Annotated in this window: 13 protein-coding genes; 8 read left to right on the plus strand and 5 right to left on the minus strand. The window is 68.2% G+C overall.

Features of this window, described 5'->3' with window-relative positions; all coding sequences use genetic code 11:
* Window positions 1–150: 150 nt before the first annotated feature.
* The 4 genes from NL115_RS18315 (at window position 151) to NL115_RS18330 (ending at window position 6403) form a co-directional block, all read left to right on the plus strand.
* Window positions 151–885 carry a DICT sensory domain-containing protein gene (locus NL115_RS18315; protein ID WP_254830763.1) on the plus strand — a complete coding sequence of 245 codons (735 nt, stop codon included), beginning with the start codon at window positions 151–153 and terminating at the stop codon, window positions 883–885.
* Window positions 886–1093: 208 nt separating this feature from the next.
* Entirely contained in the window at window positions 1094–3112 is a 2019-nt protein-coding gene (locus NL115_RS18320) for a COG1361 S-layer family protein (RefSeq protein ID WP_254830765.1), read from the plus strand.
* A complete protein-coding gene (locus tag NL115_RS18325; RefSeq protein WP_254830766.1) occupies window positions 3109–5652 on the plus strand; it encodes an efflux RND transporter permease subunit in 2544 nt (847 codons plus the stop codon). Before NL115_RS18320 ends, NL115_RS18325 begins: the two co-directional genes overlap by 4 nt.
* Before the next feature lie 139 nt (window positions 5653–5791).
* Window positions 5792–6403 carry a DUF7504 family protein gene (locus NL115_RS18330; RefSeq protein ID WP_254830767.1) on the plus strand — a complete coding sequence of 204 codons (612 nt, stop codon included), beginning with the start codon at window positions 5792–5794 and terminating at the stop codon, window positions 6401–6403.
* A gap of 88 nt (window positions 6404–6491) precedes the next feature.
* Here the strand turns inward: NL115_RS18330 and NL115_RS18335 are convergent, their stop codons facing one another.
* The 3 genes from NL115_RS18335 to NL115_RS18345 all read right to left on the minus strand — a co-directional run bounded on the left by NL115_RS18335 (window position 6492) and on the right by NL115_RS18345 (window position 9772).
* The gene (locus NL115_RS18335) at window positions 6492–7292 is read right to left on the minus strand and encodes an N-acyl homoserine lactonase family protein (protein ID WP_254830769.1); all 801 of its coding nucleotides are present in this window, start codon (window positions 7290–7292) and stop codon (window positions 6492–6494) included.
* Between the two features lie 174 nt (window positions 7293–7466).
* Window positions 7467–8669, minus strand: coding sequence for an LEA/WHy family protein (locus NL115_RS18340; protein WP_254830770.1), 1203 nt, complete (start codon window positions 8667–8669; stop codon window positions 7467–7469).
* A gap of 59 nt (window positions 8670–8728) precedes the next feature.
* Entirely contained in the window at window positions 8729–9772 is a 1044-nt protein-coding gene (locus NL115_RS18345; protein WP_254830771.1) for a hypothetical protein, read from the minus strand.
* Between the two features lie 123 nt (window positions 9773–9895).
* On the opposite strand from NL115_RS18345, the gene NL115_RS18350 reads away from it, so the two are divergent.
* The 4 genes from NL115_RS18350 to NL115_RS18365 all read left to right on the plus strand — a co-directional run bounded on the left by NL115_RS18350 (window position 9896) and on the right by NL115_RS18365 (window position 11781).
* Window positions 9896–10084, plus strand: a complete 189-nt coding sequence (locus NL115_RS18350) for a DUF7525 family protein (RefSeq protein WP_254822370.1) — start codon at window positions 9896–9898, stop codon at window positions 10082–10084.
* 104 nt (window positions 10085–10188) lie between these two features.
* Window positions 10189–10413 carry a DUF7123 family protein gene (locus tag NL115_RS18355; RefSeq protein WP_254822371.1) on the plus strand — a complete coding sequence of 75 codons (225 nt, stop codon included), beginning with the start codon at window positions 10189–10191 and terminating at the stop codon, window positions 10411–10413.
* Window positions 10414–10480: 67 nt separating this feature from the next.
* Window positions 10481–10918 (plus strand): SRPBCC family protein, encoded by a 438-nt coding sequence (locus NL115_RS18360; protein WP_254830772.1) that lies wholly within the window; start codon window positions 10481–10483, stop codon window positions 10916–10918.
* Entirely contained in the window at window positions 10915–11781 is an 867-nt protein-coding gene (locus tag NL115_RS18365; protein ID WP_254830773.1) for a carbon-nitrogen family hydrolase, read from the plus strand. Before NL115_RS18360 ends, NL115_RS18365 begins: the two co-directional genes overlap by 4 nt.
* A 274-nt stretch (window positions 11782–12055) precedes the next feature.
* On the opposite strand, the gene NL115_RS18370 is transcribed toward NL115_RS18365, so the two are convergent.
* Together NL115_RS18370 and NL115_RS18375 are read right to left on the minus strand one after the other, a co-directional pair.
* Window positions 12056–13186: a glycosyltransferase gene (locus tag NL115_RS18370; RefSeq protein ID WP_254830774.1), complete on the minus strand. Its 1131-nt coding sequence runs from the start codon at window positions 13184–13186 to the stop codon at window positions 12056–12058.
* 81 nt (window positions 13187–13267) lie between these two features.
* Window positions 13268–14239, minus strand: a complete 972-nt coding sequence (locus NL115_RS18375; RefSeq protein WP_254830775.1) for a transcription initiation factor IIB — start codon at window positions 14237–14239, stop codon at window positions 13268–13270.
* Window positions 14240–14379 lie beyond the last annotated feature (140 nt).

The raw sequence follows: 14379 nt of genomic DNA on the forward strand, positions 1-14379 counted from the left end.
CGTTTGCGCCGTGGTAGCACACGAATATTCGTGACTTTCCCGTGACGGAACGGCGACGGGCGACGAACTGAGAGACCGACCGACCGTGGGTTCTAGGTGATTTGGGGGAAGTTTTAAAACCGAAACTGTCGTCCCCACGGTTGACGAGTAATGTCCCTCACCGAACTGATATCCGGTGTGGAGGACCACGAGAAACGCCTCACGGTCTTCAACACCGACGAGGAGACCGTCGAGGCCGTCCGGGAACAGTTCCGGGACCGCAACCTCACGGTTGTCGGGGACCGGTCCGAGAGCGGGCGACCCGGATCGTTCGTCGTGCTCTCCAGCGAGCGGGCCGAGGGGGACGACGAGTTCGTGACCGCCACCAGCGTCGACGAGGTGCTCTCGGCGCCCCAGGGGGAGGGCACGGAACTGGACAGTGATGTCCGCCATCCCATCCTCGACCACCTCGACGAGACGATGTTCACCTCCTACGACACCCGGCAGATGGTGGCGGCCTCCCGGGAGATCGAGGACCGGGCGTGGCGACTCGGCGAGGGGTCGCTCCACGCCGGCTTCCAGCAGCTCTCCATCCTCTCGGACCAGATGGAGGTGTACACGCGACTGGCCTCGCGTGAGGGACTCGACGTCCACGCCTACGCCTGCCCGGACGCCGAGGTCCCGGAACACGACACCGACATGACCATCCACGTCGAGCGGTCCGACGAGATCGCGAAATCGTGGTTCGTCGTCTACGACGGCGACGGCGTCGACGTGAACAAGTGCGCCCTGCTCGCCGAGGAGCGCGAGTCACGGGCCTTCTACGGCTTCTGGACGTACGACCCCGACACCGTGGACTGGCTCATCGAGTATCTCGAAGGTGCATACGGTCTCATCGAGCAGTAGCGCCCCGACTGGATGGGATGACCCTTGCGCCGCCGACGCGAGCGGCCCCGGTTCCGCACGTCCTGTCCGGTCGTTTCACTCTCGTGCCGGTCGCTCCGTTACCAGTTCACGTCGCCCGGCAACGGCCCGTGGGCGCACCAGCCAGATACGTACTACCCATTCAGTGGTTCACTGACTCTTAAATACTCTCCGTGCGTCCTGCAGGGCAATGAGTTCCGGCTCCGACTCCTCTCGTGTGGCGCGTGGGCTACGCGTCCTGTTCGCCCTGGTACTGGTCCTCTCGATGGTCGCCGCGTTCGCCGCGCCCGCGTCGGCGTTCGTCCGTGGCAAACCGGACATCTCGGTCACGCTCTCCGACGACACCGTCGAGCCGGGTGCCACGACGACGCTCGACCTCTCACTGCTGAACAGCGGCGATGTCTCCTTCGGCGCGAGCAGTTCAGTGAATACCGGCAAGGAGCAGGTCGTCACCACCGCGCGAGGGACCGTGGTCCGGGTCGAACCTGCCACGCAGAGTAACCCAATCGAGGTGGAGAGCGGCGAAATCGGGGTCGGATCCCTGAGTGAAGGGCCGCCGCGGTCAGTTCCCGTCAGCATCTCGGTCCCGGAGAACGCGGAGCCGGGGACCTACGAGTTCGACGTCGAGGTCGAGTACGATTACTACGACCAGATATCCGGCGACGTACGCTCGAACGGCTACAGCAGCAAGCACGTCACGAAGGAGTTCACCGTCGAGGTGACCGTCGAGGAGGCCGCCCGCTTCGAGGTTGTCGACACGGCGACGAACGCCCCCATCGGCGGCCCGGGGACGGTGAACGTCACCGTCGCGAACGTGGGGAACGAGCTTGCCTCGGACGCGTCGCTCTCCCTGCAGTCCACGAACGCCGCGCTGACGTTCGGCGGGTCACAGACCACCGAGTCGTACGTGGGCGAGTGGGCGCCGGGCGAGCGCCGGACGGTCTCGGTCGGCGCCAGCGTGGCCGAGAGCGCGACGAACCGGTCGCTCGCGCTCCGGACGACCATCGACTACGAGGACGGCGACGGGACCGCCAGACAGTCGACGCTCTCGACGGGCGTCGTCCCCGGACCAGAGCAGCAGTTCACCGTCGTCGCGGTCGCGACCGGGGCGTCCGTCGGCACCGAGGACTCGACCATCCTCCTGTTCACCAACGAGGGCAACCGGACACTCGAGGACGCGACGGTGCGACTCGAATCGGACAACGCAGCGCTGACCTTCGGTGGGGCTCGGACCGCGCGCGTCCACCTCGGGAGGTGGCCAGCCGGTGAGATCGAGCGGGCCGAGGTGGAGACACAGTTCGCTCCATCCGCCGAGCGGCGCAGCTACGCCGTCGATGCGACCATCTCGTACACATCTCCCGCCGACAACACCGAACAGGTAGACATCGGACCGGTCGGCATCACCCCTAACGAGGAGCAGTCGTTCGACCTCGCCAGTCACGGGACACAGCTCCGGGTCGGCGAGGAGGGGCAGCTGAACGGGACCTTCGTCAACGAGGGGCCCCGTGAAGTCGAGAACGCGGTGCTGGTGCTGGAACCCCCGGCGAACGTCGTGACCGCCGAGCGCGAGTACGCGCTGGGTGACCTCGACGAGAACACCAGCGTCGACTTCCGATACGACGTGGAGGTCTCCTCGGAAGCCCGGGAGGGGCCGCGCCAGTTCACCTACCGCCTGCGCTACGAGACGGACGGGGGCGACACCGTGACCTCCGACCCGCTGTACGCCCGCGGCACCGTGGCCCAGCAGCGCGATACGTTCTCCGTCGACACGAACGCGACCGTCGCGGCTGGGTCGTCGGAGACCATCGAGATGCAGGTCACGAACGATGGCGACGAACCCCTGACCGCGGTGAGCGCGAAGCTGTTCGCCGACGCCCCCATCAGTGCGAGCAACGACGAGGCCTTCGTCGAGGCACTGGGTCCCGGCGAGACGGCGACGCTGACCTTCCGCATCTCCGCGAGCGGTGATGCCATCGCGAAGCCGTACCCCGTTTCGCTGGACTTCCAGTACGAGGAGCCGGACGGTGACACGAAGGTCTCCGACAGCTACCAGGTCGCCATCGACGTGGCCGAGCGGAGCGGCGGCGGGCTGCTGTCCACGTTCGTCGTCCCCGGCGGCATCGGCGGCGCCGGTGTCGGCCTCGGCGTCGTGCTCTCGCTGGGTGGCCTGGCCGCGGTCGGCCTGGGACTCGTCGGACGACGGGAATGAGCAGCCCCGTCGACTATCAACGGTTCGTCGACGCGGCCGACGACCAGATCGTCAACCACCCCAAGCGCGTGGTTGGGGCGTTCCTCGTCCTGACACTCGTGTTCGGGGCCGGCCTGGGTGCCGTCTCGACGGACGCCGGGACCGCGGGGTTCACCCAGGACGTGCCCGCGCAGGTGGCGTTCGAGAAGGTGCAAGACGAGTTCGAGACGAGCGCGTTCGAGACCGACACCGGGAGCACACAGCTCATCCAGCGGGGCGAGAACGTGCTCTCGAAGAAGGGGCTAGTGCGGATGCTGGAGGCGCAGAACCGGGTCGAGGACCACGACGAGCTCCGTGTCACGTCGACGGCGTCGGCCGCGACCATCGTCGCGGCCACGCTGGACCCGCAGGCCCGGACCACCGAGCAGCAGATCCGCGCGGTCGAGCGGGCCACGCCCAGGGAGGTCGACCGGGCGGTCCGAACGGCCGCCGACCGGAACCCCCGGTTCGTGGGGCTCCTCTCGAACGATTTCAACCGCGGCTCGGCATCGGCCGGCGCCACCATCGGTGTCGTCACCCACGAGGTCCCGGCCGGGCTCTCGGCCTCTGCGGGACAGGGTGGCTCCAGCCCCCTGACGCCGCTCCAGCTCCGGACGGACTACGTCGTCGGGAGCGTCGGCGGCGAGATGATAGTCTTCGGGTCTGGCATCATCTCGGCCGAGTTCGCCAACGTCATCTTCGACTCGCTCATCATCGTCGTGCCCGCGGCGGTGCTTTTCATCCTCCTGTTCCTCGTCGTCTCCTACCGGGACCTCGCCGACCTCCTGCTGGGGATGGTGGCGCTGGCGATGGGGCTCATCTGGACGTTCGGGTTCATGGGGCTCGCGGGCATCCCGTTCAACCAGATCCTCATCACCATCCCGCCGCTGTTGCTGGCGGTCGGCATCGACTTCGGCATCCACGCGGTGAATCGCTATCGCGAGGAACGGGTCACGGGCAAGGATATCGGCCCGGCGATGCGAATCACGACCGACCAGTTACTGGTCGCGTTCTTCATCGTCACCGGAACCACCGTCATCGGCTTCTCGGCCAACCTCACGTCGGCGCTGCCACCCATCAGCGACTTCGGCATCGTCGCCGCCGTCGGTATCGTGTTCACCTTCCTCGTCTTCGGGGTGTTCCTCCCCGCGGCGAAGGTGCTGCTCGACCGCTCGCGACAGAAGTACCCCATCCCTACGTTCTCGACGACGCCCCTGGGTGCGGAGGGCTCACGGCTGGGGTGGGCCCTCTCGGGTGGCGTGGTCGTCGCGAGACGCCTGCCGGCCGTCTTCCTCGTCGTCGCCCTGCTCGCGTCGGGCGGGATGGCCTACCACGCGACCGGCGTCGATACGACCTTCTCGAACGAGGACTTCCTGCCGCCCGAGGAGAACCCGGACTACCTGATGGCGCTCCCCGAGCCGTTCAAACCCTCCGAGTACACGGTGACGGCCCTGACCAACTTCCTCTCGGAGGAGTTCGAGTCGAGCCAGTCCGACACCGTGACGGTGTACGTCGAGGGGCCGATGCGACAGGACCAGGCGCTGGAGGTGCTGTACCGCGCCGGCGACGACCCGCCAGATGCGTTCGTCCGCCAGGGCGGCCGTGCCGACGCCACCTCCATCATCACCGTCATCGATGACTACGCCGCCCGGGACGAGGAGTTCCGGGAGCTGGTCGAACGCAACGACCGCAACGGCAACGGCGTCCCCGACGACGACCTGCCGGCGGTGTACGACGCGCTGATGGCGGATGACTCGCCGGTCCGCGGGCAGGCGTTACGCTACATCACCGACGACCGCCGCTCCACGCGGCTGGTCTACAGCGTCAAGGCCGACGCCACGCAGGGCGAGATCACCGAGGACGCCCGGAGCGTCGCGGCGGATATGGAGCGGCCACGCACCTCGCTCCAGGCGACCGCGACCGGCTCGACCGTCGTGTTCGAGGCCATCTCCGGCCTCATCCTCGACTCGGCGGTCACCTCGCTCGTCATCGCGATGGGGGGGACCGCGGTGTTCCTCCTGTTCGTCTACTGGGTCCTCGAGGGCAAACCCTCGCTCGGCATCGCGAACCTCGTCCCCATCGTGGTCACGGTGTCGTTCGTCGCCGGGTCGATGCGCGTGTTCGACATCTCGTTCAACGCCTTCACGGCGACCATCCTCGCCATCACCATCGGGCTGGGCATCGACTACTCGGTCCACGTCACCCACCGCTTCGCGGACGAGTACAAGGAGCGTGACCTGTACGAGGCACTCGACCGCACGGTGCGGGGAACCGGTGGTGCGCTCGCCGGTTCGATGCTGACCACCGTCTTCGGCATCGGCGTGCTGGTTCTGTCGGTGTTCCCCGCCATCGGTCAGTTCGGAATCCTCACGGGACTGAGCGTCATCTACGCCTTCGTCGCCTCGCTGCTCGTCCTGCCCTCGGCACTCGTCGTCTGGGCCCGGCTGTTCGGTGGCGGCGGCACGACCGTCGAGAGCGGCGACACGCCACCGTCAGCAGCGGCGGCTGGCGACGCGGACTGACCGTCGGTGCCCCATGGAGGTTCTTTCGGCCAGCTGGACGAGAACCGTCGATTGAGTGCCCCTCACGCACCTTTTGATACTCTTGTCAGAATCGCTTAAGTGGTGGATACCATCGGTCCAGGTACGCCACCCCGTACCCATGTCCCAGCCCACGACCTCGACGGACCCCATCGCCCACGCGGTCCCGGCCCGACTGGCGACGGCTTCGGGCAGTAACGTCGCCGTCGTCGGCGAGCCGATGGTCGGAAAGAGCGGTGTCGCCCTCGACGCGCTCGAGGCGGCCGCCGATGCCGGCCGCGACACCCTCCTCATCTCGGCCGCCCGTGGCCCCGGACGGATGCCCGTCCCGGACTCGGTGTCGGTCGTCGACTGCACGCCGGGGCCGGAATCGGAGGACGCCGTGTCCGTGAACTCCCCGGCCGACCTGACGGGCATCGGCATGCCCGTCTCGAAGGTCCTCGGCGACGCGGACCGCCCGGTCGTCGCGGTGGACTCGCTGACCTCGCTCCTCCTCTACAACGAGACACGGGAGGCTTTCCGGTTCTTCTCCGTACTGAGCACACAGGTCGCGAGCGCGAACGGCCTCGGGATGTACCTCGTCGACGACGGCGCCCACGACGAGCGGACGGTCCAGACGTTCGCCCAGCTGTTCGACGGTCAGGTCGAACTCCGAAGCGGTCTCGGCGGCACCGAGGCCCGCGGTCGAGGGGTCGAGACGCTGCCCGCCGAGTGGTTGCCGGCGCGGAGCTGAGCCGGCGCGGAACCGACCGGGTGGAGCCGACCGACGCGGTTCGGGACACGGTACGCGGCCCGGATGTAACACCGGGACGTTCTCCGACTCAGTGCCATTCGTCGCGGAGCGACGCGGCCTGCTCGGGGTCGTGCCCGCACAGGACGGTCGCATCCGTCCGACGCTCGATATCCTTCAGCCGGCGGAGTGACTCGTGCCAGTCGACGTTGCTCGTCGTGAGCGACTGTCCCATCGGTGCCTCGTCCTCGTAGTTGGGGCGCAGGAACGCCTCGTCGCCGGCGACGAGCACGGTGCCGTGGTCGTCGGTGTCGAGCCGTGCGCCGAGTAGCCCCGGGGTGTGGCCTGGGAGGTGGAGCAGGTCGAAGCCCGGCACGAGCTGGCGCTCGCCCGCCACGACCTGCCAGTTCAGGTCGTGGTCGAAATCGCTCGCGAGGTAGGCGTTCGCCCCGGCCGGCGTCTTCGCCGAGAGGTAGGCGAACTCGACTTCCCGCTGGTGGACGTAGACGGGAACGTCCGTGCCGGCGAACGCGTAGAGGCCGCCGGCGTGGTCGAGGTGGAGGTGGCTCTGGACCACCATGTCGATATCGTCGAGCGCGTAGCCCACGTCCGAGAGGGCCGTTTCGAGGTCCCGCTCGCCCGCGTCGGGGTGTGCGAACGCCTCGAACAGCGGCTCCGGCCAGTAGCCGTCGCCGGCCTCCGGGTGCGACCCGGTGTCCCACAGGATGGTCCCCTCCGGGTGGTCGACGAGCAGGTTCCACACCGCGAACTCGCCGTAATCGGAATCTGGGTTCCGGTTCGAGTAGGTCGCCGCAGTCGTCCCGTCGATGGCGAAGTTGCGGTCCGACATAATCGTCCCACGGTCCAGCAGGTAGAGGTCCATCTCGACCATACGTCCAGTAGGAGCGGAACGGTCAAACCCTTGTGGGCGACGAGGCAGCGGAGCGTGGAGGGTGTGCCGAGAGAGTTGTATCCTCGTTAGTATGTATATACGTTCCTCAACCAGGAATCGCGAGAGCTATCTGGACATTATCCAGATAATATCGGGCATTCGGCTAGAAATCCGTCACGTGCTGCTGGGAACCACTCGCATCACGGCCCCGATGAGGCCGCCGTCGTCGGTCGGGGTGGCGGCGGGGCCCTGTGGCTCCGTCGGTGTCGTGGCAGGGGTCTCGTCGGGGGCGCTCGTCGGAGTCTCGTCGCCGACCAGTCCGTCGGTCGCTTCGGTCGGCGAGGGGGTGCTATCACCGCCGCCCGGCCCCCCGTCATCCGCCGCCGATGTGGGCGTCGGGGTCGGCCCGGTAGTGCCGTCGGACTCGTTCTTCGTACCGAAGATGTCCGTCTCGAACTCCTGGACGTAGGTCATCCGGTCGAGCGGGACGCGGATCTCGTTCCCGGTCGGGAGTTCGACCTTCGCGTAGAAGTCGATGCGAAGCGTCGTCTCCTGGTCGTTCTGGAGGTGCGAGACCCACCACTCGTCGAGGTTCCCGTTGTCGATGGCCGGGGTGGTGCGGAGCGTCTCGGTGCTCCCCCCCGGGATGACGTAGACCTCGTCGGTCGCCCCCGACCCCATCGAGATGTTGTTCATCGTGATGTCGTAGCCGACCTCGGTGATGGTGTAGGGCTTCAGCTGCGGGTTGTAGACGACGAACTCCATCGGAATCGGCGTCTGCTGGCGGTCGACCTGCCCCCACTCGGCGTCCGTCCGGTTGATGTAGAGGACCGGATTGGCGTAGAGCGGGTTCTCCGGGCCGTTCACCGGTCGCGTCTCATCCGAGGCGAACGCGCTGATGATATCCGTCTCGACCTGCTTGCGCTGGTTCAGGTCGAACGAGCGGTTGCCCAGCACCGAGGTCTGCACCGTCGCGTCGATGGTGACGTTGGTCACCTCGTCGTTGCGGATGTGCGAGACCCACCACGGCGGGATACGGTCGTTGCGCATCTGGGTGCGGAACGGGAGCGTGGTGTTGCCCGAGTCCACGTCGAGTCCCGCCTTCGACCCGTGGGCAATCTCGACGTCGTTCATGTAGACGGTGTAGTTGACCGTCGAGCCGCCCAGTCGGACCCCGATGGGGTTGGGGTTGTTCACCACCAGGTCAGTCAGGATCATCGTCTGCTCGTCGTTCACGTCGCCGAACCGGTTCTCCACGTCGACGACCGACGGCGCACCCACCAGACCCAGGGCGAAGGCCCCACCGACGCTGGCCGTCAACACGCCCAGCGCGGCGATGACGGCCTTCACCCGTGCTATGGCACGGTCGTCCATCATATCGGCCGGAGTCGTGGCCCGCGTATCAACCTTCTGCCCCCGTCTCGCTGACGTTTCGTTCAGTTCGCGGCGCCTCCGTGCGGTCCCGGCCGGGGCGCGCTCAGCAGGCCGAGGAACCCCCCGACCACCGCGGCGAGGAAGACGGCCCCGACCCAGAGGTGGACCGTCCACGAGAGAGTGCCGCGGGCGGCCAGCGCAAGGAAGTGGGCCGTGACGATAGCACCCGGGGTCACCGAACCGACCAGGGCGGCTCGGCGACGGGGGCCGAGGCCGCGCCGGGCGAGCGCCGCGGCCACCTCGGCGACCAGTCCGGCAGCCAGGTACCACGGGACCAGCCAGGCGTGTGCACCGAGCCACGCGACGGCAGCCGTCGGGACCACGACCAGGAGCGTCACGGCACCGAGTGGAAGTGTGACCCGTGTCGAGAGGAACAGGACGACAGCCGCGATGAGCGCGGCGTGGAACAGAAGGCCCGAGAGGCCGTGGGCCGCGCCCACACCGCCGCTTCCGGCGAGCAGGAAAGCGGGATGAGCGTAGACCGTGAACACCGTCGCGACGACGGCGGCGAGCGTGCTGGTCAACACGAGCGGGCCGTATACGAGCCATCCCTGCGAAACCTCGCCGTCGCGGGCTCTCGCGAGCGTTGCCCGTAGCGGGGAGGTACAGAAGAGGACACCCCCCGTCGCGAGCGCGAGGTGGGTCGGACTGGCGAGTGCTTCGACATTGGCCTCCGCGCCGAAGGTCGCGTGCCAGAGCGCGTCGCCCGGCCCGGCGAGCGCGAACAGGACGAGTCCGACGAGCCCGAGGCCGTAGCCCGTCGGGACCGCCTCGCGCCAGTTCGCGCCGCGCCAGCGCTCCCGCTGGACGACCACCGCGAGCAGTCCTGCCACGGCGAGGAACCCGGAGTAGATGACAGCGTGCTCCGGCGTGAGGAAGCCCTCCTCCGCGAAGCTGAACCCCTCGACGTGGGACCGAACGTCGAGGACGAGCCCGGCCGTCCCCCAGCAGACGCAGGCGGTCACCAGCCAGTCCAGTCGGCGCCCGGCGAGCCAGTCCGTTCCGTCGCTGTCGGCGCGGCCGGTGGTCACCGTCGCCTCGGTCATGAGTCTCCATGCCACGGGGACGAGCGAAAGGCCACTGCCGTACATCACAGGGGCGTTATATCCGGCGGCAGGTCCGGTCGGGCGAAACGGCAGTCTCAAGTGGGCGCCGACGGACGCTCGGGTATGGAATCTACGGCCACGTCCGACAAGTCCGTGGGGCTGAGTGTCCTCTTCGTCGCGCTCGGCCTCGTCGCGGCGCTCGGCATGTTCCTCACGGCCATCGCCCACGACCAGCTCGGCTCGGGAATCGCCTTCGCCGTCGCGATGCTCGGCGGGGCACTTGCGGTCGCCGCCGTCCACGTCTACAGCTGAACGCTTCGGGACAACCCCCGGCAGCACGCATCCTGCCTCCCGATATCCGGAACGTATGACACGAACCGACAACCGTTAAGTTCGTCCCGCGCCTACGTGTTCCCATGAGCGAGATGAGCGAGGAGGACGAGCGCATCCTGTCCTATCTGCGCGACAGCGTCTCCGGGGGCGAGCGCTACTTCCGGGCGAAGAACATCGCCACGAAGGTCGGACTGACCGCCAAGCAGGTCGGTGCGAGACTCCCGCGCCTCGCCGAGGAGTCCGAGGACGTCGACATCGAGAAGTGGGGCCGGGCGCGCTCGACCACGTGGCGCGTCACCCCCGAGTGACGACCCGGCTGACCACCCGCGGCCGTCGTACCGTCCCGCTTTTCTACCGACGGCCCGACATGACCGTATGACCGTCCGCGTCGAGCGTACCTTCGACCTCGCGGCGCCGCCGGCCGACGTGTGGGCCTTCATCGCCGACCCGCGCAAGCGGGCCGAGCCCATCAGCGTCGTCGAGGAGTTCGAGGTGACCGGCGAGCACACCGCTATCTGGCACGTCGCGCTCCCCATCCCGTACACCGACCGGACCATCGCCGTCGAGACCGAGGACACCCGCGTCGACGAGCCGTCCTACGTCGAGTTCGTCGGCCGCTCGAAGGCGATGAACGTCCAGGGGGAGCACACCCTCGAACCGACCGACGACGGCGGAACACGTCTCGTCAACCGGTTCGTCGTCGACGGCAAGGTGCCCGGCGTCGAGCGCTACTTCAAGGGGAAGCTGGACGGGGAACTCCAGAACCTGGAGGCGGCCATCCGCGCCGACCTCGGGCTGGAGCCGGGACGATGAGCCCACGCACCGACGCCAGGGTTGGCGACGGTGACACCGACACCTGGACGGTGACGTGCGCACAGCTCTCGCTCGAGGGTGCGGACGTCGACGGCAACGTCGAGCGCGCCGTCGCGGCCATCGAGCGTGCGGCCGACCGCGGCAGCGACCTCGTCGTCCTGCCGGAGATGTTCACCGTCGGCTACTTCGCGTTCGACTCGTACGCCCGCACCGCGGAGTCGCTGGCGGGCGAGACGATGACACGGATGGCGGCGGTCGCCACCGACCACGACTGCGCCGTGCTCGCGGGGACGTTCGTCGAGGACCTCGAAGCGACGGCCGTGGAGACGGCCGCCGAGGTGCCCGCCACCGAGGGATACGCCAACACCGCCGTCCTGTTCGACAGTGCGGGCGAGCGCCGGGCAGTCTACCGGAAGCATCACCTGTTCGGCTACGGCTCCGCCGAGCAGGAGCTACTGACGCCCGGGGAGTCGCTCGGTACCGCGGACCTCGGCGGCCTCACCGTCGGGATGACGACCTGCTACGACCTCCGGTTCCCGGAACTGTACCGCGACCTCGTCGACCATGGCGTGGACCTCGTGGCGGTGCCGAGCGCGTGGCCGTACCCGCGCGTCGAGCACTGGCAGCTGCTCCCGCGGGCCCGCGCGGTCGAGAACCTCTGCTACGTCGCCGCCGCCAACGGGAGCGCCGAGTTCGGCGACGACCGACTGGTGGGGCGTTCGACGGTCTACGACCCGTGGGGCACGCCGCTCGCGTCCTCGGGCGAGGAGCCCGCGCTCGTCACTGCCGAGGTCGACCCCGAACGCGTCCGCGAGGTTCGCGAGGAGTTCCCGGCGCTCCAGGATCGGCGCCACCCGAACTGAGCCGTCGCGCACCCGACACGCGTCCGACGACTGGCCGACACGTCGGAAATCGGGGGCCGAACCGCCCATCACCGAAGCGAGATTTTATATACAACGGGGAGCAACGACCAGATGCCCAAACGACGCTTTTCTCGTCGTGAGGGCGACAACAACAACGCGCCCGCCACAACGCGTCGGGTCGCCCGGCCCCCGACGCATCATCCACCGGCCCCACTCCCCCTCGCCTCTTCCGTTCACCACGTCCCCAGCGGTGGCGTTCTCCGCCGTAGCGGCGTCAGCACCGGTCCAGCGTCTCCCGGTACACGTCCTCGAGCGTGTCGACGGCGTGTTCGACGCTGATGGCGTCGCGCCGTTCGAGACAGGTCTCCGAGAGCACGTCACGGTCGGCGATGACCCACCGGATGGCCTCCCGGAACGAGTCCGTGTCCCCGGGCTCGAAGTGGAACCCGGTCTCGCCCTCGTCGACCGTCTCTGCCAGCGCGCCGCTATCGACGCCGACGACCGGGGTACCACAGGCGTTGGCCTCCAGCGCGACCAGCCCCTGCGTCTCGACCGGGCTCGGGAAGAGGAAGGCGTCGAGCGAGGTGTAGAACGCCGCCAGTTCCTCGCGGTCGAGGAAGCCGAGGAAGCGCACGTCGGCGTCGATGGTCTCCGCACGGGCCATCAGACCCTGGCGGGCGGGGCCGTCGCCACCGAAGACGACCGTGGGTCGCTCACCGTCGATGCGGAACCCGTCGACAGCGTCCAGGATGACATCGAGGTCCTTCTCGTAGCCGTGGCGGCCGGTGTACCCGAGCAGGTACCCGTCGCCGAGGTCGTGACGGGCACGGAACGCGTCGGTGCCGACCGGCCGGAACCGGTCGATGTCGACGCCGTTGGGCACCACCTCGATCCGTGCCGAGACGCCGATGTCGATGAGATGCTCGCGGGCCGGTTCGGAGGGGACGACCACGGTGTCGGTCCGGTCGAGATACCAGCGCTCGTAGCGCCGGGCGACACGCTCGACGGCGTCTGCCAGCCGGCCGTCCGTGATGTAGTCCGCGTACTCGGCCGTTGGCGTGTGGTAGGACGCGACCAGCGGGAGGCTCTCGTTCCGGGCGAAGCGGGCACCGCCGAGGCCGAGGAGGAAGGGCGTGTGCGCGTGGACGATATCCACGTCGTCGCGCTCGACGGCCGCGGGAACGCCAGGGACGCCGACACGGAACCCCTCGTAGTAGGGGAACGCGACGCTCCTGACGGGGTGCTCGGTCGACGCTGGCTGGTGGTCCGCGGCGTCGGGATAGACGACGTGCATGCGACCGCCACGGCTGCCCCACCGCTCGCGCCACGTGCTCACGGTGTAGGTGACGCCGTTCACGGTCGGCAGGTACGTGTCGGTGAACGCCGCGACCGTCGGTACCGCCATCGCCCGACGGTTGACGGGGCCCATTTTAATCCGTTCGGGTTCCCGCTCACCGTGGAAGACCCACCGAGGAAGAACGAGTGTTCAGGCCGCGAGACCGTCCTCGGCTTCGAGTAGTTCGTGGTACCGGTTGCGGATGGTGACCTCGGAGATGTTTGCCACCTCGCTGACCTCGCTCTGCGTGACCTTCTCGTTGCAAAGCAGCGATGCGGCGTAGACGGCGGCCGCGGCCAGCCCGACCGGTGACTTCCCGGAGTGGATGCCGGCTTCCTTCGCGGACTGGAGCAGTTCGCGGGCGCGGCGCTCGGCCTCGTCGCTCAGGCCGAGGTCGCTCGCGAACCGGGGCACGTAGCTCTCGGGGTCCGCCGGCTGGATTTCCAGCTTCAGCTCCCGGACCACGTAGCGGTAGGTCCGGGCGATTTCGTCCTTCTCGACGCGGGAGACCTGTGTAATCTCGTCGAGCGAGCGCGGCGTGCCGGCCTGTCGCGCCGCGGCGTAGAGCGCACTGGTGGCGACGCCCTCGATGGAGCGGCCGGGGAGCAGGTTCTCGTCGAGCGCGCGGCGGTAGATGACCGAGGCGGTCTCGCGGACGTTGTCCGGGAGCCCGAGCGCGCTGGCCATCCGGTCGATTTCCCCCAGCGCCTGCTTGAGGTTGCGCTCCTTGGAGTCGCGGGTGCGGAACCGCTCGTTCCAGGTGCGCAGGCGCTGCATCTTCTGGCGCTGCTTGCTGGACAGGCTGTTGCCGTATGCGTCCTTGTCCTGCCAGCCGATGTTGGTCGAGAGCCCCTTGTCGTGCATCATGTTGGTCGTCGGGGCGCCGACGCGGCTCTTCTCGTCGCGCTCGCTGGCGTCGAACGCGCGCCACTCGGGGCCGCGGTCGATGTTGTCCTCGTCGACCACGAGGCCGCAGTCCTGGCAGACGACCTCCCCGTGCTCCGTGTCGGTGGCGACGTCACCGCCGCACTCCGGGCAGGTGAGTTCGTCTGCTGCCTCGTCCTCGCGCTCGGCTGTGTCCTCGTCCTCCCGTTGAAAGCGTCTGACACTCGTGTCTGTCATTGGTGTGCTGAGCCGGGATAGGGATGGAGATAAGAAGCTCCCTACTCGTTATCACGTTGGGGCCGAGCCGACTTAAATTCTCGGGCGGAAACCCGCGGAACGGTCGTGGAAGAGGCCCGAATTCATCGCAAATCCCCTCG

Source organism: Haloglomus salinum (assembly GCF_024298825.1).
GTDB classification, from domain to species: Archaea; Halobacteriota; Halobacteria; order Halobacteriales; family Haloarculaceae; genus Haloglomus; species Haloglomus salinum.